This is a genomic window from uncultured Ralstonia sp., from assembly GCA_913056305.1.
Classification (GTDB): Bacteria; Pseudomonadota; Gammaproteobacteria; order Burkholderiales; family Burkholderiaceae; genus Ralstonia.
Map to the genome: position 1 here is coordinate 1 of CAJXMR010000028.1, position 15244 is coordinate 15244.

The window sequence follows — 15244 nt, forward strand, 5'->3', positions numbered from 1 at the left end:
TGATGAACCACAGCACCACGAACATCAGGATGATGGGCAGGAAGCTCATCAGGCCGCCAGCTGCACCACCTGCCGGCGCGGTTTGCGCGTAAGCGTCGGAAATCAAGAACACGGTCAAACTCCGTAATGGTTCGTCAATCGGTCAAAAATCGGACCGGATATTCTACCATTCCGGCCCTGTCGCAAATGGGCTTGCCTAAGGGTTTGTCAAGCCCTGTCAAAGTGCGCCACGGGCACGATCTGCGGCGAAGCGCGCCTGGAATGCAGTGAAGCTGTGCGACTCAATGGCGGCGCGCATTTCGGCCATCAGCTCCAGGTAGTAATAGAGGTTGTGGATGGTGTTCAGGCGCGCGCCCAGGATCTCGCCCACGCGCTGCAGGTGGTGCAGGTAGGCGCGCGAGAAGTTGCGGCAGGTGTAGCAGCCGCAGCTCTCGTCCAGCGGGCGCGGATCGTTGCGGTGCACGGCGTTCTTGATCTTGATGTCGCCGAAGCGCGTGAACAGCCAGCCGTTGCGCGCGTTGCGGGTCGGCATCACGCAATCGAACATGTCGATGCCGGTGGCGACGCCCGCCACCAGGTCTTCCGGCGTGCCCACGCCCATCAGGTAGTGCGGCTTGTTAGCAGGCAGTCGCGGGGCCACGTGCTGCAGCACGCGCATCATGTCTTCCTTGGGCTCACCGACTGACAGGCCGCCGATGGCATAGCCGCCAAAGCCCTGGCCGCCTGCGTTGTCGTCGATGGCCTGTAGACCGGCCAGCGATTCATCACGCAGGTTTTCGAACATGCCGCCCTGCACGATGCCGAACAGCGCGTTCGGGTTGCTCTCGCGCTCGAACTCGTTGCGCGAGCGCTGCGCCCAGCGCAGGCTCATGCGCATCGACGCGGCGGCTTCGGCCTCGGTGGCCGGGCGGCCGTCGATCTGGTACGGCGTGCATTCGTCGAACTGCATGACGATGTCGGAGTTCAGCCGGCGCTGGATCTGCATCGAGATCTCGGGCGACAGGAACAGCCGGTCGCCGTTGATGGGCGAGGCAAAATGCACGCCTTCCTCGGTGATCTTGCGCAGATCGCCCAGCGAAAACACCTGGAAACCGCCCGAATCGGTCAGGATGGGCTTGTCCCAGCCATTGAAACCGTGCAGGCCCTTGTGCGCATCCATCACTTCCAGCCCCGGACGCAGCCAGAGGTGGAAGGTGTTGCCGAGGATGATCTGCGAGCCGATCTCCTTCAACTCCACCGGCGACATCGCCTTGACCGCGCCGTAGGTGCCCACCGGCATGAAGATGGGCGTTTCCACCACGCCGTGGTTCAGGGTCATGCGGCCGCGCCGGGCGAGGCCATCGGTGGTGAGCAGTTCGTACTTGAGCATGGTCAGGCGGATTGGGTGGGTTCGGCGCGCGTGAGGAACATGGCGTCGCCGTAACTGAAGAAGCGGTAGCGCTGGGCGATGGCGTGCTGGTAGGCCGCGCGGATGGCGTCCAGGCCCGCAAACGCCGACACCAGCATCAGCAGCGTCGACTTGGGCAGGTGGAAGTTGGTCACCAGCGCGTCGACCAGGCGGAAGCGGTAGCCCGGGGTGATGAAGATATCGGTCTCGCCACTGCCGGCAGGGAGCGTGCCGTCTGGCTGCGCGGCCGATTCCAGCGCGCGCATGGATGTCGTGCCCACGGCGATCACGCGCCCGCCCGCCGCGCGCGTGGCGCGGATGGCCTCGGCCAGCTCGGGCGTGATGGCGTACCACTCGCTGTGCATGCGGTGTTCGGCGATGTTTTCAACGCGCACCGGCTGGAAGGTGCCGGCACCCACGTGCAGCGTCAGGAAGCCGCGCTTGACGCCCATGGCATCGAGCTTGGCGAACAGCGCATCGTCGAAATGCAGGCCGGCCGTGGGTGCAGCGACCGCCCCCGGATTGCGCGCGTAGACGGTCTGGTAGCGCGTCTCGTCGAAGCTGTCAGGGTCGTGCTCGATATACGGCGGCAGCGGCAGGCGGCCGTACTGCTCGATCAGGTCCAGCGCCGGTTGCGGGAAGCGCAGCGTGAAGAACGGCTCGGCGCGCGGCCCCACCGTCACGTCGAAGGCGTCGGCCAGGCGCAGCGTAGTGCCCTCCACGGGCGACTTGCTGGAGCGGATCTGCGCCAGCACCGTGTGTTCGTCCAGCAGGCGCTCGACCAGCACCTCGACCTTGCCGCCGCTGGCCTTGTGGCCGAAGAAGCGGGCCTTGATGACGCGTGTGTCGTTGAAGACCAGCAGGTCGCCGGGGCGCAGGTAGTCGACCAGGTCGGCGAACTGGCGGTCGTCAAAGTGAATGCCATCGTCCGCACGGCGGACTGCCAGCAGGCGGCTCGCGGTGCGGTCGGGCAGGGCGGTTTGCGCGATCAGCTCGGGCGGCAGATCGAAATCGAAATCGGACAGCGTCAGCATGAATGGGGCGCGGATGACGAATCGCGCCAAGTGATGGAGGCGGCGCCGGTACAATCGACGGCGAATCCGCAAAGTTCGCCATTGTAAACGTCCTGTGCCGCCTCGCGCCCGCTCCGCTACCGCTGCCGTTTCTGTACCCGACGCTGCGCCCGACGCCGATGAGGTGCCGGCCGCCAAGCCGAAGCGCGCGGCGGCAGCCGATAAGCCGGCCAAGACCGCCCGCCCCGCCGACAAACTCGCCAAGCTCGGCCTGCACCGCGACGTCGATCTCGTGCTGCACCTGCCGATGCGCTACGAGGACGAAACCACGCTCTTGACCATCGCCGAGGCCATCGCCCGCGCCAACACCGGCTGGGCCGCGCAGGTGGAAGGCACGGTCACGCGCAACGAAGTGGCGTTCCGGCCGCGCCGGCAACTGGTCGTGCACATTGCCGACGATTCCGGCGAACTCGTGCTGCGCTTCCTCAATTTCTACGGCAGCCAGGTCAAGCAGATGGCCGAAGGCGTGCGGCTGCGCGTGCGCGGCGAGGTGCGTGGCGGCTTCTTCGGCGCGGAGATGGTGCACCCGACCGTGCGCGCCGTGGCACCCGACGAGCCGCTGCCGGATCGCCTGACGCCGGTGTATCCGAGCACGGCGGGGGTGGCGCAGGCGTACTTGCGCAAGGCGATCCTCAACGCGCTGACGCGTACGCCGCTGCCGGAAACGCTGCCGAACAGCCTGATCACCGGACCGCTTGCGCCGCTCAAGCTGATGGCGCCTGCCGAGGCCGTGCGACTGCTGCATCAGCCCACGCCCGACGTGGACGAGTACAGCCTGGTCGAGCGCACGCACCCGGCGTGGCTGCGCATCAAGTTCGACGAGCTGTTGTCGCAGCAACTCTCGCTCAAGCGCGCCCAGGCCGCGCGCCGCACGCGCAATGCGCCTATCTTGCGCACCAGCGGCAAGGACGGTCTGCTCGCGCGCTTCATGGCTGCGTTGCCGTTCAAGCTGACCGGCGCCCAGGCCCGCGTGTGGGAGGAGATCCGCGCCGACCTCGCGCACCCGTACCCGATGCAGCGGCTGCTGCAGGGCGACGTGGGCAGCGGCAAGACCGTGATCGCCGCGCTGGCCGCGTGCCAGGCCATCGACGCCGGCTGGCAGGCCGCGCTGATGGCGCCGACCGAACTGCTGGCCGAGCAGCACTACCGCAAGCTATCGGCGTGGCTAGTGCCGCTGGGCGTGGACATCGTCTGGCTGGCCGGCAGCCTTAAGCGTAAGCAGAAGGACGAGGCCGCCGCGCGCGTTGCGGCCGGGACTGCGCAGCTGGTGATCGGCACGCATGCGCTGATCCAGGATGCGGTGACGTTCGCGCGCCTGGGGCTGGCCGTGGTGGACGAGCAGCACCGCTTTGGCGTGGCGCAGCGCTTGGCTTTACGTGGCAAGGCGAACGGTGGCGAGGCCCCGGTCGCCGCCAACGCCCAGGTGCCGCACCAGCTGATGATGTCCGCCACGCCGATCCCCCGCACGCTGGCGATGACGTATTACGCCGACCTCGACGTCTCCGCCATCGACGAGCTGCCGCCCGGCCGCACGCCGGTGGTCACGCGGCTGGTGAACGATGCACGCCGCGAGGAGGTGATCGAGCGCATCCACGCCGCCGCGCGTGAGGGGCGGCAGGTCTACTGGGTCTGCCCCCTCATCGAAGAGAGCGAGGCGCTGCAATTGCAGACCGCGGTGGAGACCTTCGAGACGCTCTCGCAAAGCCTGGCCGGCCTGAAGGTCGGCCTTGTGCATGGCCGGCTGCCGTCCGCCGACAAGGCTGCCGTCATGTCCGCCTTCGCCACCGGCGAGCTGCACGTGCTGGTCGCCACCACCGTCATCGAGGTGGGTGTGGATGTGCCGAACGCTTCGCTGATGGTGATCGAGCACGCCGAGCGCTTCGGCCTCGCGCAGCTGCACCAGTTGCGCGGGCGGGTGGGGCGCGGCACGGCGGAATCGGTGTGCATCCTGTTGTACCAGGCGCCGCTGTCGCCCACGGCCAAGCAGCGCCTGCAGACCATGCGCGAGACCACCGACGGCTTCGAGATCGCCCGGCGCGATCTGGACATCCGCGGCCCGGGCGAATTCCTCGGCGCGCGGCAATCGGGCGAGGCGATGCTACGTTTCGCTGATCTGAACCACGATGCGTGGCTGGTGGAGTTTGCGCAGGGCGCGGCGGACCAGATGCTGGCCCGCTTTCCCGAGGCGGTGGACGCCCACCTCAAGCGCTGGCTCGGCGAGCGCGAGCACTACCTGCGGGTCTAGCCGCCTAGCCGCAACAGCCGCGCTGCTGCTGCACCGGCGGGCACTTGACCGAGCCGTACGAGCAGAACACGCAGCAGTCGCCCGGCCTGGGGCGCAGCAGCGCGTGGCAAGCCGGGCATTCATGGAAGAAGACACAGGCGTCGGTCGGCATGGTTTCCTGCCGGGCGAAGCCGCAATGCGGACAGGTCAGGACCGATTCGAGGATCACGTCGCCCATCGGGCCTCCTTGCAATCAGCAGATGGGCGGCCAGTATTCAGGTATCGGCCCGTTGCCGTCAATGATGCATGCCGCCGCCATGCATGCCGCCGTGGCCGCCGTCATGGCCCCCATCATGCCCGCCATGGAATCCGCCGCGGAAACCGCTTCCCCGGACAAAGCCCCGGCCGTCGTGGTGGAAGAACGCGTTGTGCATGTGGTGGTGATGGTGGAAGCGGTCGATGAAGACAAAACCACCAACGAACACCGGCGGCGCCCAGTACCACGTGTCATCCACATAGTACGGCGGGCCGACGTAGGTGACGGGCGTGCCGTCGGTGTCCACCATCTGCCATGTGCCGTCCGGCTGCAGGCATGCCGTGCCCGAAACCTGCTGCACCACACCGTCGATCTCGGCCTGCCCCACCATCGGCTCGCAGGTGCCCACCGGTACGTTTTGCGCCGTCGCGCACGCACAGACGCCAAAACCCATCAGTGCCATCGTCAAGGCTGTCAGACGCTTGCTCATGATCGTCACCTGCCGCTAGGGCGAGTGCTGCCCGACGTCTCAATACGGCACTTCAGTGACCTGTCCGGTCGTATCGCTCGGCACATCGGTTTGCCTGCGAGGAGCACACCGGCATGAGCGTCGGCGTGCTTTCGCATACTGGATAGACACGTCAGACGCGCGGTTTATTCCAGGGCGGGCGCGGGCATGTGTAACCATTCATTTCAGTAGCCGCCACCTCCGCCGCGCGTGAAGCTGTTGCTCGTGCCCTGACTATTGCTGCTGGAGGAGGGCATGCTGCCGGTGGTGCATGCTGCTGCAAACAGCACGGCGAGCACCACAGCGCAAACCAGACGAAGCGCTTTCATTGGGGGTCTCCTGGGGCATGCGACCGTGCATGGACGACGTGCGTCGCGCCCGTCTCTCGGCCGCCGGTTGGCTCCTCCCGCTACCGTAGTAAACGCGCGGTGGCGGCCGTTTATTCCGCAGGGGCTGGCGCCGACGCGTCGCCGCACGCGCGCAAGAAGCCGCGCACCAGCGCGAACAGGCTGTCTTCGAAGTCCGCGCTGGCGAGCCAGCGTTCGTCGTACGACAACGCGCTGCCGATCGCGCCCATGATGGCGCGCGTGAGCACAAAGGCCTGGATGGCCGTGAGCGTCACGCGCCGCCCGTCGGTGTCGCGCAGCCCGGTCGAACTCAGGAAGGTCGACACATGCCCGGGCGTGATCAACGGATTGCGCCCGCGTGCGATGGCCTGCTCCAGCACGATGCGACGCACCTTGTGCCGGCCGCCGAATGCGCCGAGCAGGGTACGGATGACCTGCCGCAGCCGCGCATCCGGCGCCTGCAGCTCGGGTGCGGTCAAGACCGCCAGCAGCTCGGCCGTCAGGTGCTCGCTTTCGCGCTGGGCCAGGTCGTCGAGCACCTGCCGCTTGTCGCCGAAATACTGGTAGAGCGTGCCGATACTGATGCCGGCCACCTCGGCGATGCGGTTGGTGGTGAGCGCGTCCAGCCCCTCCTGGTCGAGGATCTGCTGCGTCGCTTCCAAGATGAGTTCGACCTTTTCGCGCGAGCGCGCCTGGCGCGGCTGGCGTCGTACAAGTGCTTGATCCGTATCGAGTTTTTCCTTTGCTTGCGGGGCCATGGAATGCGAGTGGCAGGATATGAGCTGGGCTCATATTATGGGCGCCACACCCAAAATAAACATCAGGAGACGACCGATGTTGCCCAGCCAACGACGCCCCGCCGTAGCCAAACGCCTGCTTGCCTTCACCGCCGCAGCGCTCTGCACCAGCCTGGCCACCGCTGCCGCGCAGGACTGGAACCCGACCGGTGCTGCGCCATCGCAGGAAGTCACGCTGCACCAGGCCTTCGACTACGCCTTCCCGCTGGTAGCGATGGGGCGCCTGCGTGCCAGCATGCTCGGCGCCGACGCCAAGCCGGGCCGCTCGCAGCTGAACACGTGGCTGCATCAGCACAACCTGTCCGGCCCGGACGACCGCTGGGTGACCACACCGAACAGCGACACGGCCTATTCCACGCTATGGCTCGACCTGCGCCAAGGGCCCATCGCGCTGACGATCCCGGACATGGCGGGCCGCTACTACTCACTGGCCTTCCTCGACATGGCGACGAACAACTTCGAGATCCTCGGCCGGCGCGCCAGCGGCACGCGCGGCGGGACCTTTATTGTGGTCGGCCCGGATGCGACGCAGCCGCTGCCGCCCAATGCGCAGGTGATTCGCGCGCCGGCCAACGATGTGCTCGTGCTCGCGCGCACCCTCGTGGGCGGCGATGCGGACATGCCCGCCGTGGTGGCCCTGCAAGATCAGTTCAAGGTCGAGCCGCTCGGCGCCGGCAAGATGCCGCCGCCGTGGCAGGCCGCGCCGCCGCTCGAGCAGCGCCCGCAGGCCTTCGTCGACATGGCCAACCTGATGCTGGCCCGCAACCCCGCGCCGCGCTATGAAGACGTGCTGATCCAGCGGCTGGCGTCGGTCGGCATCTGCGGTGCCGCGTGCGGGTGGGATGCGCTGTCGCCGGAGGTCAAGGCGCTGTGGGCTCAGCAGCTGCCGGGCATGCTGGCCTCGCTCAAGGGTGGGCTGTCCGGAACCGGGCCGAAGACCGACGGCTGGTCGTATTCCAAGGACAACCTCGGCGATTTCGGCACCGACTATGCGTACCGCGCGCAAGTCGCCCTGGGTGGCCTGCTCGCGCTCAAGACGGTGGAGGCGATGTACCCGATCACCTTTGCCGACCAGCAGAAGCAGCGGCTGTCCGGCGCGCACCGGTATCGCCTGCACCTGCCGGCGGGCGCGCTGCCGGTCAACGCGTTCTGGTCGCTGTCGATGTACGAGGTGGAGCCGGATGGCAAGCTGTTCTTCACGCCCAACCCGATCGCGCGCTACGCCATCGGCGACCGCACCACCGGGCTCAAGACCGGCGCGGATGGTGCGATCGATATCGTGATCCAGCGGGATGCGCCGGCGGACCCGGCCCAGCGCGCCAACTGGCTGCCGACGCCGGCCGGCGACTTCGCCCTGGTGCTGCGCGCCTACGAGCCCAAGGCTGAATTGCGCGATGGGCGCGTGCGCGTGCCCGCTGTCGAGCGGCTCGACTGAGGGGCTGAGCGCCCTCAGTGCGCGTGGCGGTGGCGGTGGTGGATGTCGGGGTAGTGCGGGTGCTTGTGGGTCAGGGCCGCATGCTCATGCGCGTGCACATGCGGCTCCTTGCCGTCCCACGGGAAGTCGTGTCGGTGCTGGTGGTGTTCGTCGTGGCGGTGGGCGTGGGTATGTGCCAACGGCTCGTGGGCATGTTCATGCTCATGCCGCTCGCGCAGGTGCAGCCACACGCCCAGCGCCATCAGCGCGGCAGCGAGCCAGAACAGCACGCCCGGCAGCTCGGGCCAGATCAGCAGCGCGATCACCACGCCAAATAGCGGCGCCACCGAGAAGTACGCCCCCGTGCGCGCCGTCCCCAGGTGCCGCAGCGCGATCACGAACAGCGCCAGGCTGACGCCGTAGCCGGCAAAGCCGATCAGCATGGCCGCCAGCACCGGCAGCGCGCCCGGCATCGCGCTGCCCGCCGCCAGCGCGAACGCGGTATTGCACGTGCCCGCCACCAGGCCTTTCAGGCAGGCGATCAGCACCGCATCGTTGGACGAGACATTGCGGGTCAAGTTGTTGTCGATGGCCCAGCACGCGCAGGCCGCAACGATCAGCAGCGCACTGGGCGACAGCCGCGCCGCATCCGGCTGCCATGACAGCAACACGCCCCCGGCCACGATGACAACCATGCCCAGCACGATCTGCCGGTCGGTGTTCTCCTTGAAGACGATCCAGGCGATCAGCGCGGTGAACACGCCTTCGACGTTGAGCAGCAGCGAAGCGGGCGCCGCGCCCGTCGTCGCCAGGCCCGTCATCAGGAGTGCCGGCCCCGCCACGCCGCCGGCCAGGATCGCGCCCAGCAGCCACGGGATCTCGCGACGCGGGATGGAGGTCAGGCCGGTGTCGGCACCACCGGCGGCGCCGGTCAGCTTCCTGAACAGCAGGACCGCGCTCAGGCCGAGTCCGCTGCCGAGATACAGCAGCCCGGCCAGCAGCACGGGGGAGATGGCCCCGGTCAGCGTCTTGGCCAGGGGCGTGCTTGCGCCGAACAGCAGGGCGGCGATCAGGGCGGGGGCGGCGGAACGAACGGACATGTCGGCAAGGCGAGAAGGTCAGCCATCCATTGTCGCGCGTTCACTGCGCGACGCCCAGTACCACGCCTGCCACGGGGCCGCATACGCACATTGACGCCCCCGCTGTGCGCGACCTACACTTTTTCTATCTCCACAGAAGGGGCTGACGCCTTGGACAGCTGCAGTAGTCGACCTTCCAGTCGTTTTCCTGCCTGACCGGCAGGACGTCCGCGCCCCAAAACAGCCGCCGTCCTGCCACAGGCAGGCGGTGCGCGCCGTAGCAACACCCTCCGTGCACCACATTTGAAGCGCCATTCGGACGCCGCGTTGGCGTGCGTGTGGCATGTCGCCGTGAACACGACTTCACGGTGCGTTGGTTCGCGCCCGTCACAACGGGGGCGAGGCGCGCACGCGTGCCATCGATGAGGAGTTGTTGATGACCTTCGGCCTGCTTCTGCAGCACCTGCCGCACATCCAGGAATCGCGTGCCAACTACGACGCGATGCTGTCGTTGCGGCCGGCCCATCTGTACCACGCGCACCATCTGGCCGATTGGTGGCGGGGTCTGAGGAAGTTCGTGTCGTAGCCGGGTGCGCAGCCGTGCCGGTCGGCGTGATTTGGGGAATGACCATGCCAACACCATCGAATGTTTCGGCAGCCAGCGTGGCCATGGAGCCGATCGAGCGCAGTGCCGCGCTCGACAGCGCGCACCAAGGCGATATCACCGGTGCGCTGGGCACCATTGCGCACCACGATGTCGCGCCGCGTACGGGCTGGGGGGCACGCTTGCGCACGCTGCTGGCCATCCTCGGCCCGGGGCTGATCGTGATGGTGGGTGACAACGATGCAGGCGCCTTCGGCACCTACACCCAGGCCGGGCAGAACTATGGCACCACGCTGCTGTGGACGCTGTTGCTGCTGGTGCCGGTGCTGTTCGTCAACCAGGAGATGGTGCTGCGCCTGGGCGCCGTCACGCGCGTCGGCCACGCGCGGCTGATCTTCGCGCGCTTCGGTAAGTTCTGGGGCGCGTTCAGCATCATCGACCTGTTCCTGCTGAATGCGCTGACGATTGCGACCGAGTTCATCGGCATCATGTTCGCGCTCGATTTCTTCGGGGTCTCACGGGTGACGGGGGTTTGCCTGGCGGCGGCGCTCATCATGGCGGCGGCCAGCACAGGCAACTTCCGGCGCTTCGAGCGGTTTGCGGTCGGTCTGTGCGTGCTCAGCCTGGCGCTGGTGCCGGTGCTGGTGTCGATCCATCCGCCGGCCGGCCAGATCGCGCGGGACTTCTTCGTGCCGAACTGGCCCACGCATGCCCGGCTGAGCGACGTGATGCTGCTGGTGATCGGCATCGTCGGCACCACGGTCGCGCCATGGCAGCTGTTCTTCCAGCAGAGCTACGTGATCGACAAGCGCATTACGCCGCGCTTCATTCCGTATGAGAAGGCCGACCTGTGGATCGGCATCGTGCTGGTGATGATCGGCGCGGTGGCGATGATGTCGTTCTGCGCGGCGCTGTTCGGTGGCAAGCCGGAGTTCGGCGCCTTTACCGATGCCGGCGGGGTCATGGCCGGCCTGGAACGCTATGCAGGGCGCGCCTCGGCGGTGTTCTTTGCCATCGCGCTGCTGGATGCCTCGATCATCGGCGCGGCGGCGGTGTCGCTGGCCACGGCCTACGCCATCGGCGATGTGTTCCAGATCCGCCACTCGCTGCATCGCAAGGTGTCGGACGCCGGCGGCTTCTATCTCGTCTATTTCGGCATCGTCGCCGGGGCGGCAGCGCTGGTGCTGATTCCGGGCAGCCCGCTCGGCCTGCTGACCGAGGCGGTGCAGACCCTGGCGGGGGTGCTGCTGCCGAGCGCCACGGTCTTCCTGCTGCTGTTGTGCAATGACCGCGCGGTGCTGGGGCCGTGGGTCAACTCACAGCGGCTGAACCTCTTCACGGGCGCGGTGATCTGGGTGCTGGTGATGCTCTCGGTCGTGCTCACGACGTCGGTCATGTATCCGAACCTCTCGGGCAAGACCATGATCGAGCTGCTGGCCGGCGGCACGCTGCTGGCACTGGCCGGTTATCTCGCCAGCGTGGGCTTGCGCCAAATCCGCCGCGGCTCGGTCGAGGATGAGCTCGCCGGCATGCCCGCCTACGCGGACAACGCGCGCGACACCTGGCGCATGCCGCCGCTGGACCAACTCCCGCCGCCGAATCTCACGCTCGCCAAGCGGGTCTGGATGGGCGTACTGCGCGCCTATCTGGTGTTCGCGGTGATCCTGGTGGTGGTGAAGGTGTTGCAGCTGACCGTCTTCAAATAGCGATGACGGCCCCCGTGGCTCAACCGCCGAACGTCCACACCGCAACCGAAGCGACCAGGCAGTAGCAGCCGAACAGATACCAGCGCCCTTGCTCCAGCCAGCGCGACAACCAGCGCAACGCCACCAGCCCGGCGACGAAGCTCGCCGCCATGCCCAGCAGGCTTGGCGCCAGCATGGGCAGCAGGCTATCGGTGGCGCCCGCGTAGGCCTGGTAGAAGCGGTAGCCTTCCTTGGCGATCACCGCCGGCGTCAGCACCACGGCGAGCGCGAAGCTGAACTCCTCGGCGCGGCGGCGCTGCACGCCCAGTAGCATCCCACTCGAGATGGTGGCGCCCGAGCGCGACAGGCCGCGGAACGGCAGGCACAGCCCCTGCACGGCGCCGATCCACAGCGCGCGCTTGCCGGTCAGGTCTTCGGCGGCAGTCACCGCGCGCCTGGACGACACGATGATCAACACGCCGGCCACGGCCAGGCTCACCGCCATCAGCTTGGTGTTGCCGAACAGGTGCTCCACCTCGAAGCTTGCTGCACCGCGCATCACCGTGTGCTTGATCACATAGAGCAGGGTCAGCCCGACGATGCCGGTGGCAACCGTGGCCACCGCCACGTACACGCCGTTGTCCCACAGCGCCTTGGCCGAGGAGAAATACGTCTGCCGCCACGAGCGCCAGAAATAGACGATGACCGCGAACATGGTGCCGGTGTGCAGCATGACCAGCAGCAGCGTCATGTCCGGCGAGGTCGGGTCGAGCCCCAGCCATTTTTCGGCCAGGATGACGTGGGCCGAACTGGACACCGGCAGCAGCTCGGCGATGCCCTGGACGCAGGCGAGGATGAGGATGTGGAGCGTATTCATACGATGTGAGCAGGTGATCGAAACGTCGTCCGGATGCCCCCGGGGATGCAGGGGGGCACGGTCCGCTAGCGGCTGAGCAAGGGTTTGCCAAACAGAGACGGTACCAGATCGTCGAGAAAGAGCAGCAACTGGAGGTTCGCGCCCACGCCGCGCGTCGATCCGTGGGTCAACGGCAGCACGAGTTCTGCCGCGACCTGCCACGTGTCCTTGACGTAGGCGATGCCGGGGTTGATCGTGCCGCGCGTACGCTGCCCCCGTGGCGAATCGAACGCGAACTCCACCAGCGGAATGAATTGGTGCAGCGGCTCCTCCTTGGGCAGCTCGCCCGGCACGAACCGGTCGGTCAGGTAGAGCGTGCTGTACTCCAGCGCGAAGCCCCAGTGGACGGTTGTGACATTGGGGGTGCGCGCGGGGGTGAGCTGCCGTGTCACCGGGTCGTAAGCGAGGTTGTCGGACGCCTTGCTGGTGGGCACGGCCACGCTGACGCCCGCCGTGACACCTAACGGCCGCAGCCAGGACAAGGCATCGGGCAGCGCACCGAATCCTTGCCCCAGGTAGAGGCTGGGGGCGATCGTGGCGGAGGTACTGGCGCCGAGCCGTTTGGCCCCGCTCTGCGGCAGCCCGTAGATCAGCGAGGCGGCAACCAGGGTTTCATTCAGGTCGTCTTCGTAGAGCCTGGATTTGAGCACCAGATCGGAGCCGGTCGCGCCGGGCTGACGTGTGCTGTCCCAATCGCGGCGGATGAACCCGCTGTCAAAGCCGATCGACATATTGGGCGTCAGCAGCCGCGCGAACGAGACTGTCGCGCCGCGATCCGTAACGTTGCCGCTGTCGTCCGGGTGTTGCACGGCGCCAGCGGTGATCGAAAGCTCGTCGGCAACAGCGGGGTCGTCGAAATTGAGCGTGCCGGGAAAGAAGCGGTTGCCGGCAATGCCGTGCGCCCACGAGGGCGTGGAAATGGACGCTGCGAGCGCGAGCGCGGCCGCGCACATGCGAACAAATGCGGATGGGTGGAACATGGTCGGGAGAGGCCCCGCGGTCAGACCGCGAAGGGTTTTCTTCTTGTTGTAGTCGACTGGCGGCGGACGCCCTTGGGGCGCCGCGCGTTGTACTTGAGGTCAGGACAAGCGATATGGAATGGCCGTTGCGTTATCTCGCCGGCAACGGATGCACTTCCACCGTGATGTGCGACAGCGCGTTGAACCGCCGCAGCAGCGCGTGATAGAACTGCGGCCCGCGCTGGCCCTGACGTGTGCCCACCGACACCACCGCCCCAAGATGCCCGGGGCCGATGCGCCAGACGTGCAGGTCGAGCAGGGTGTCGCCGTCGGCCTCCAGTGCACTCTTGATGCGCCCGCCGATGTGCTGGTCCGGCGTCATGTCGACCAGGATGCCGCCGGTGTCGCGCATCAGCCCGTATGACCAGTTGGCGATGACCAGCGCGCCCACCACGCCCGCCAGCGGGTCCATCCACAGCCAGCCGAACGCCTTGGCCAGCAGCAGGCCGATGATGGCGAGCACCGAGACGAAGGCGTCCGCCAGCACGTGCACATAGGCGGCACGCATGTTGTGGTCACGGTGGTGGGCGTCGTGGCCGTCGTGTCCATCGGCGTGGTCGTGCTCGGCGAAGACTACGGTGTGCTCCTGCGTGCCAATGTTGATCACGGCAGTGAAGGCGTGCGGCTCGGGAATCTCCGTGGTGGATTCCAGATAGCCGGCCTTGCGCGTCAGCACGAATTCCTGGCGGGCGCCATCGGGGCGGAGGGTGGTGACCGTCGCCACGTCGTTCGGCAGCACGGCGGTTTCGCCGGCCAGGCGGAAGACCGGCGGCACGCCATCTTCGAAGATCGACAGCGCCAGCACGCCTGCCGGCGTGGCGATGTGCTGGACTTCGTCGTCATGGTCGTGCGCCTCGTCGTGACCGTGACCATGACCGTGGGAATGTCCGTGCCCATGGCTGTGGCCGTGGTGGTCGCCGCCGCTGAGCAGCCACGCGCTGGCGATGTTCACCAGCAGACCCACGACTGCAATCGGGATCGCCTCGCCAAAGCGGATCGGCACCGGCGCGAAGAAGCGCGCCACCGCTTCGTAGCCGATCAGCAGCGCGATCATCGCCAGGATGATGGCGCTGGTGAAGCCGGCCAGATCGCCCAGCTTGCCGGTGCCGAACACGAAGCGCGGGTCTTTCGCGTGGCGCCGCGCATAGGTGTAGGCCAGCGCCGCGATCAGCATGGCGCCGGCGTGCGTCGACATGTGCAGCCCGTCGGCCACCAGCGCCAGCGAGCCGAACACGCTGCCGCCGATGATCTCGGCCGCCATCATGAGCGTGCACAGCACGATCACGGCCCAGGTCTTGCGCTCGTTCTTCTCGTGCCCGGTGCCCAGGAACACGTGGTCATGGTCGACGCCGAACGGCGTGTCGTAGAAATCGCTCATGGCAGGCTCACTTGAAATAGCTGTGCACGACTTCGATCAGCTGCTCTTTGGCGCTGCCGTCGGCGTGGTCATGTTCGTCATCCACCTCGGTCAGGTGGGTGCGGATGTGGTCTTCCAGCACCACCGCCAGCAGGCCATTCATGGCGCCGCGGCAGCTCGTGATCTGCTGCAGGACGGAGACGCAGCCTTGCTCCTCTTCCAGTGCGCGCTCGATGGCATCGAGTTGGCCGCGAATGCGGCGCACACGGTTGAGCAGCTTCTGCTTTTCGCGAACGGTGTGGCTCATGGGTTGAGGTATTTAAATAGGGTAGGGGGGTATATTACCTTGCGCAGATCAAGATGCAACCCTGTGCTGTGTAGGGGTGACGGCGCGGCGCATCGGATGTGCCACGGCGCCCGTCTTCGCCAGCGGCGGCTTGGCTTGCAGGCAATCCAGGCACGCGCAAAGGTGATGTTTTGATCTCGCCTCTTCCTTAAAAAACAAACCAGCTGGACGGTTTACATCGTGCCGGGCCGGTGCTAGGCTGCGACCTCGCATGGATGGCCATGCGTGGACC

General features: G+C 67.1%; 15 protein-coding genes and 1 pseudogene. 4 read left to right on the top strand and 12 right to left on the bottom strand.

The window, feature by feature from the left end:
- The 3 genes and pseudogenes from QZ609_RS07260 to queA all read right to left on the bottom strand — a co-directional run.
- A pseudogene (locus QZ609_RS07260) lies at positions 1–112 on the bottom strand (preprotein translocase subunit YajC); the annotation flags it as partial.
- Positions 113–217: 105 nt separating this feature from the next.
- Complete coding sequence (gene tgt / locus QZ609_RS07265; RefSeq protein ID WP_295492696.1) at positions 218–1369, bottom strand: tRNA guanosine(34) transglycosylase Tgt; 1152 nt, start codon at positions 1367–1369, stop codon at positions 218–220.
- Positions 1370–1371: 2 nt separating this feature from the next.
- Positions 1372–2421, bottom strand: a complete 1050-nt coding sequence (gene queA / locus QZ609_RS07270) for a tRNA preQ1(34) S-adenosylmethionine ribosyltransferase-isomerase QueA (protein ID WP_295492698.1) — start codon at positions 2419–2421, stop codon at positions 1372–1374.
- 94 nt (positions 2422–2515) lie between these two features.
- Between queA and recG the strand changes: the two genes are divergently transcribed.
- The gene (gene recG, locus QZ609_RS07275) at positions 2516–4705 is read left to right on the top strand and encodes an ATP-dependent DNA helicase RecG (protein WP_295492700.1); all 2190 of its coding nucleotides are present in this window, start codon (positions 2516–2518) and stop codon (positions 4703–4705) included.
- Between the two features lie 4 nt (positions 4706–4709).
- Here the strand turns inward: recG and QZ609_RS07280 are convergent, their stop codons facing one another.
- The 4 genes from QZ609_RS07280 to QZ609_RS07295 all read right to left on the bottom strand — a co-directional run bounded on the left by QZ609_RS07280 (position 4710) and on the right by QZ609_RS07295 (position 6553).
- Positions 4710–4922 carry a GDCCVxC domain-containing (seleno)protein gene (locus QZ609_RS07280; RefSeq protein WP_295492702.1) on the bottom strand — a complete coding sequence of 71 codons (213 nt, stop codon included), beginning with the start codon at positions 4920–4922 and terminating at the stop codon, positions 4710–4712.
- A 58-nt stretch (positions 4923–4980) separates the two neighbouring features.
- Positions 4981–5430, bottom strand: coding sequence for a hypothetical protein (locus QZ609_RS07285; RefSeq protein WP_295492704.1), 450 nt, complete (start codon positions 5428–5430; stop codon positions 4981–4983).
- 203 nt (positions 5431–5633) lie between these two features.
- Complete coding sequence (locus QZ609_RS07290; protein WP_295492706.1) at positions 5634–5777, bottom strand: hypothetical protein; 144 nt, start codon at positions 5775–5777, stop codon at positions 5634–5636.
- 110 nt (positions 5778–5887) lie between these two features.
- Positions 5888–6553, bottom strand: a complete 666-nt coding sequence (locus QZ609_RS07295; RefSeq protein ID WP_295492708.1) for a TetR/AcrR family transcriptional regulator — start codon at positions 6551–6553, stop codon at positions 5888–5890.
- A 76-nt stretch (positions 6554–6629) separates the two neighbouring features.
- On the opposite strand from QZ609_RS07295, the gene QZ609_RS07300 reads away from it, so the two are divergent.
- Positions 6630–8027 carry a DUF1254 domain-containing protein gene (locus tag QZ609_RS07300; protein ID WP_295492710.1) on the top strand — a complete coding sequence of 466 codons (1398 nt, stop codon included), beginning with the start codon at positions 6630–6632 and terminating at the stop codon, positions 8025–8027.
- Between the two features lie 14 nt (positions 8028–8041).
- On the opposite strand, the gene QZ609_RS07305 is transcribed toward QZ609_RS07300, so the two are convergent.
- Positions 8042–9106, bottom strand: coding sequence for a DMT family transporter (locus QZ609_RS07305; protein ID WP_295492712.1), 1065 nt, complete (start codon positions 9104–9106; stop codon positions 8042–8044).
- Between the two features lie 415 nt (positions 9107–9521).
- Here QZ609_RS07305 and QZ609_RS07310 point away from each other — a divergent pair, with 415 nt between their 5' ends.
- Both QZ609_RS07310 and QZ609_RS07315 read left to right on the top strand, forming a co-directional pair.
- Positions 9522–9671 (top strand): hypothetical protein, encoded by a 150-nt coding sequence (locus QZ609_RS07310; RefSeq protein WP_295492714.1) that lies wholly within the window; start codon positions 9522–9524, stop codon positions 9669–9671.
- A gap of 44 nt (positions 9672–9715) precedes the next feature.
- Positions 9716–11395, top strand: coding sequence for an NRAMP family divalent metal transporter (locus QZ609_RS07315; protein ID WP_295492716.1), 1680 nt, complete (start codon positions 9716–9718; stop codon positions 11393–11395).
- Between the two features lie 19 nt (positions 11396–11414).
- On the opposite strand, the gene QZ609_RS07320 is transcribed toward QZ609_RS07315, so the two are convergent.
- From QZ609_RS07320 to QZ609_RS07335, 4 genes are all read right to left on the bottom strand, one after another.
- Entirely contained in the window at positions 11415–12251 is an 837-nt protein-coding gene (locus QZ609_RS07320) for an undecaprenyl-diphosphate phosphatase (RefSeq protein WP_295492718.1), read from the bottom strand.
- Between the two features lie 65 nt (positions 12252–12316).
- Positions 12317–13270 (bottom strand): hypothetical protein, encoded by a 954-nt coding sequence (locus QZ609_RS07325; protein ID WP_295492720.1) that lies wholly within the window; start codon positions 13268–13270, stop codon positions 12317–12319.
- 130 nt (positions 13271–13400) lie between these two features.
- Positions 13401–14687 carry a CDF family Co(II)/Ni(II) efflux transporter DmeF gene (gene dmeF, locus QZ609_RS07330; protein ID WP_295492722.1) on the bottom strand — a complete coding sequence of 429 codons (1287 nt, stop codon included), beginning with the start codon at positions 14685–14687 and terminating at the stop codon, positions 13401–13403.
- Positions 14688–14694: 7 nt separating this feature from the next.
- Positions 14695–14973 carry a metal/formaldehyde-sensitive transcriptional repressor gene (locus QZ609_RS07335; RefSeq protein ID WP_295492724.1) on the bottom strand — a complete coding sequence of 93 codons (279 nt, stop codon included), beginning with the start codon at positions 14971–14973 and terminating at the stop codon, positions 14695–14697.
- Positions 14974–15244: the final 271 nt, after the last annotated feature.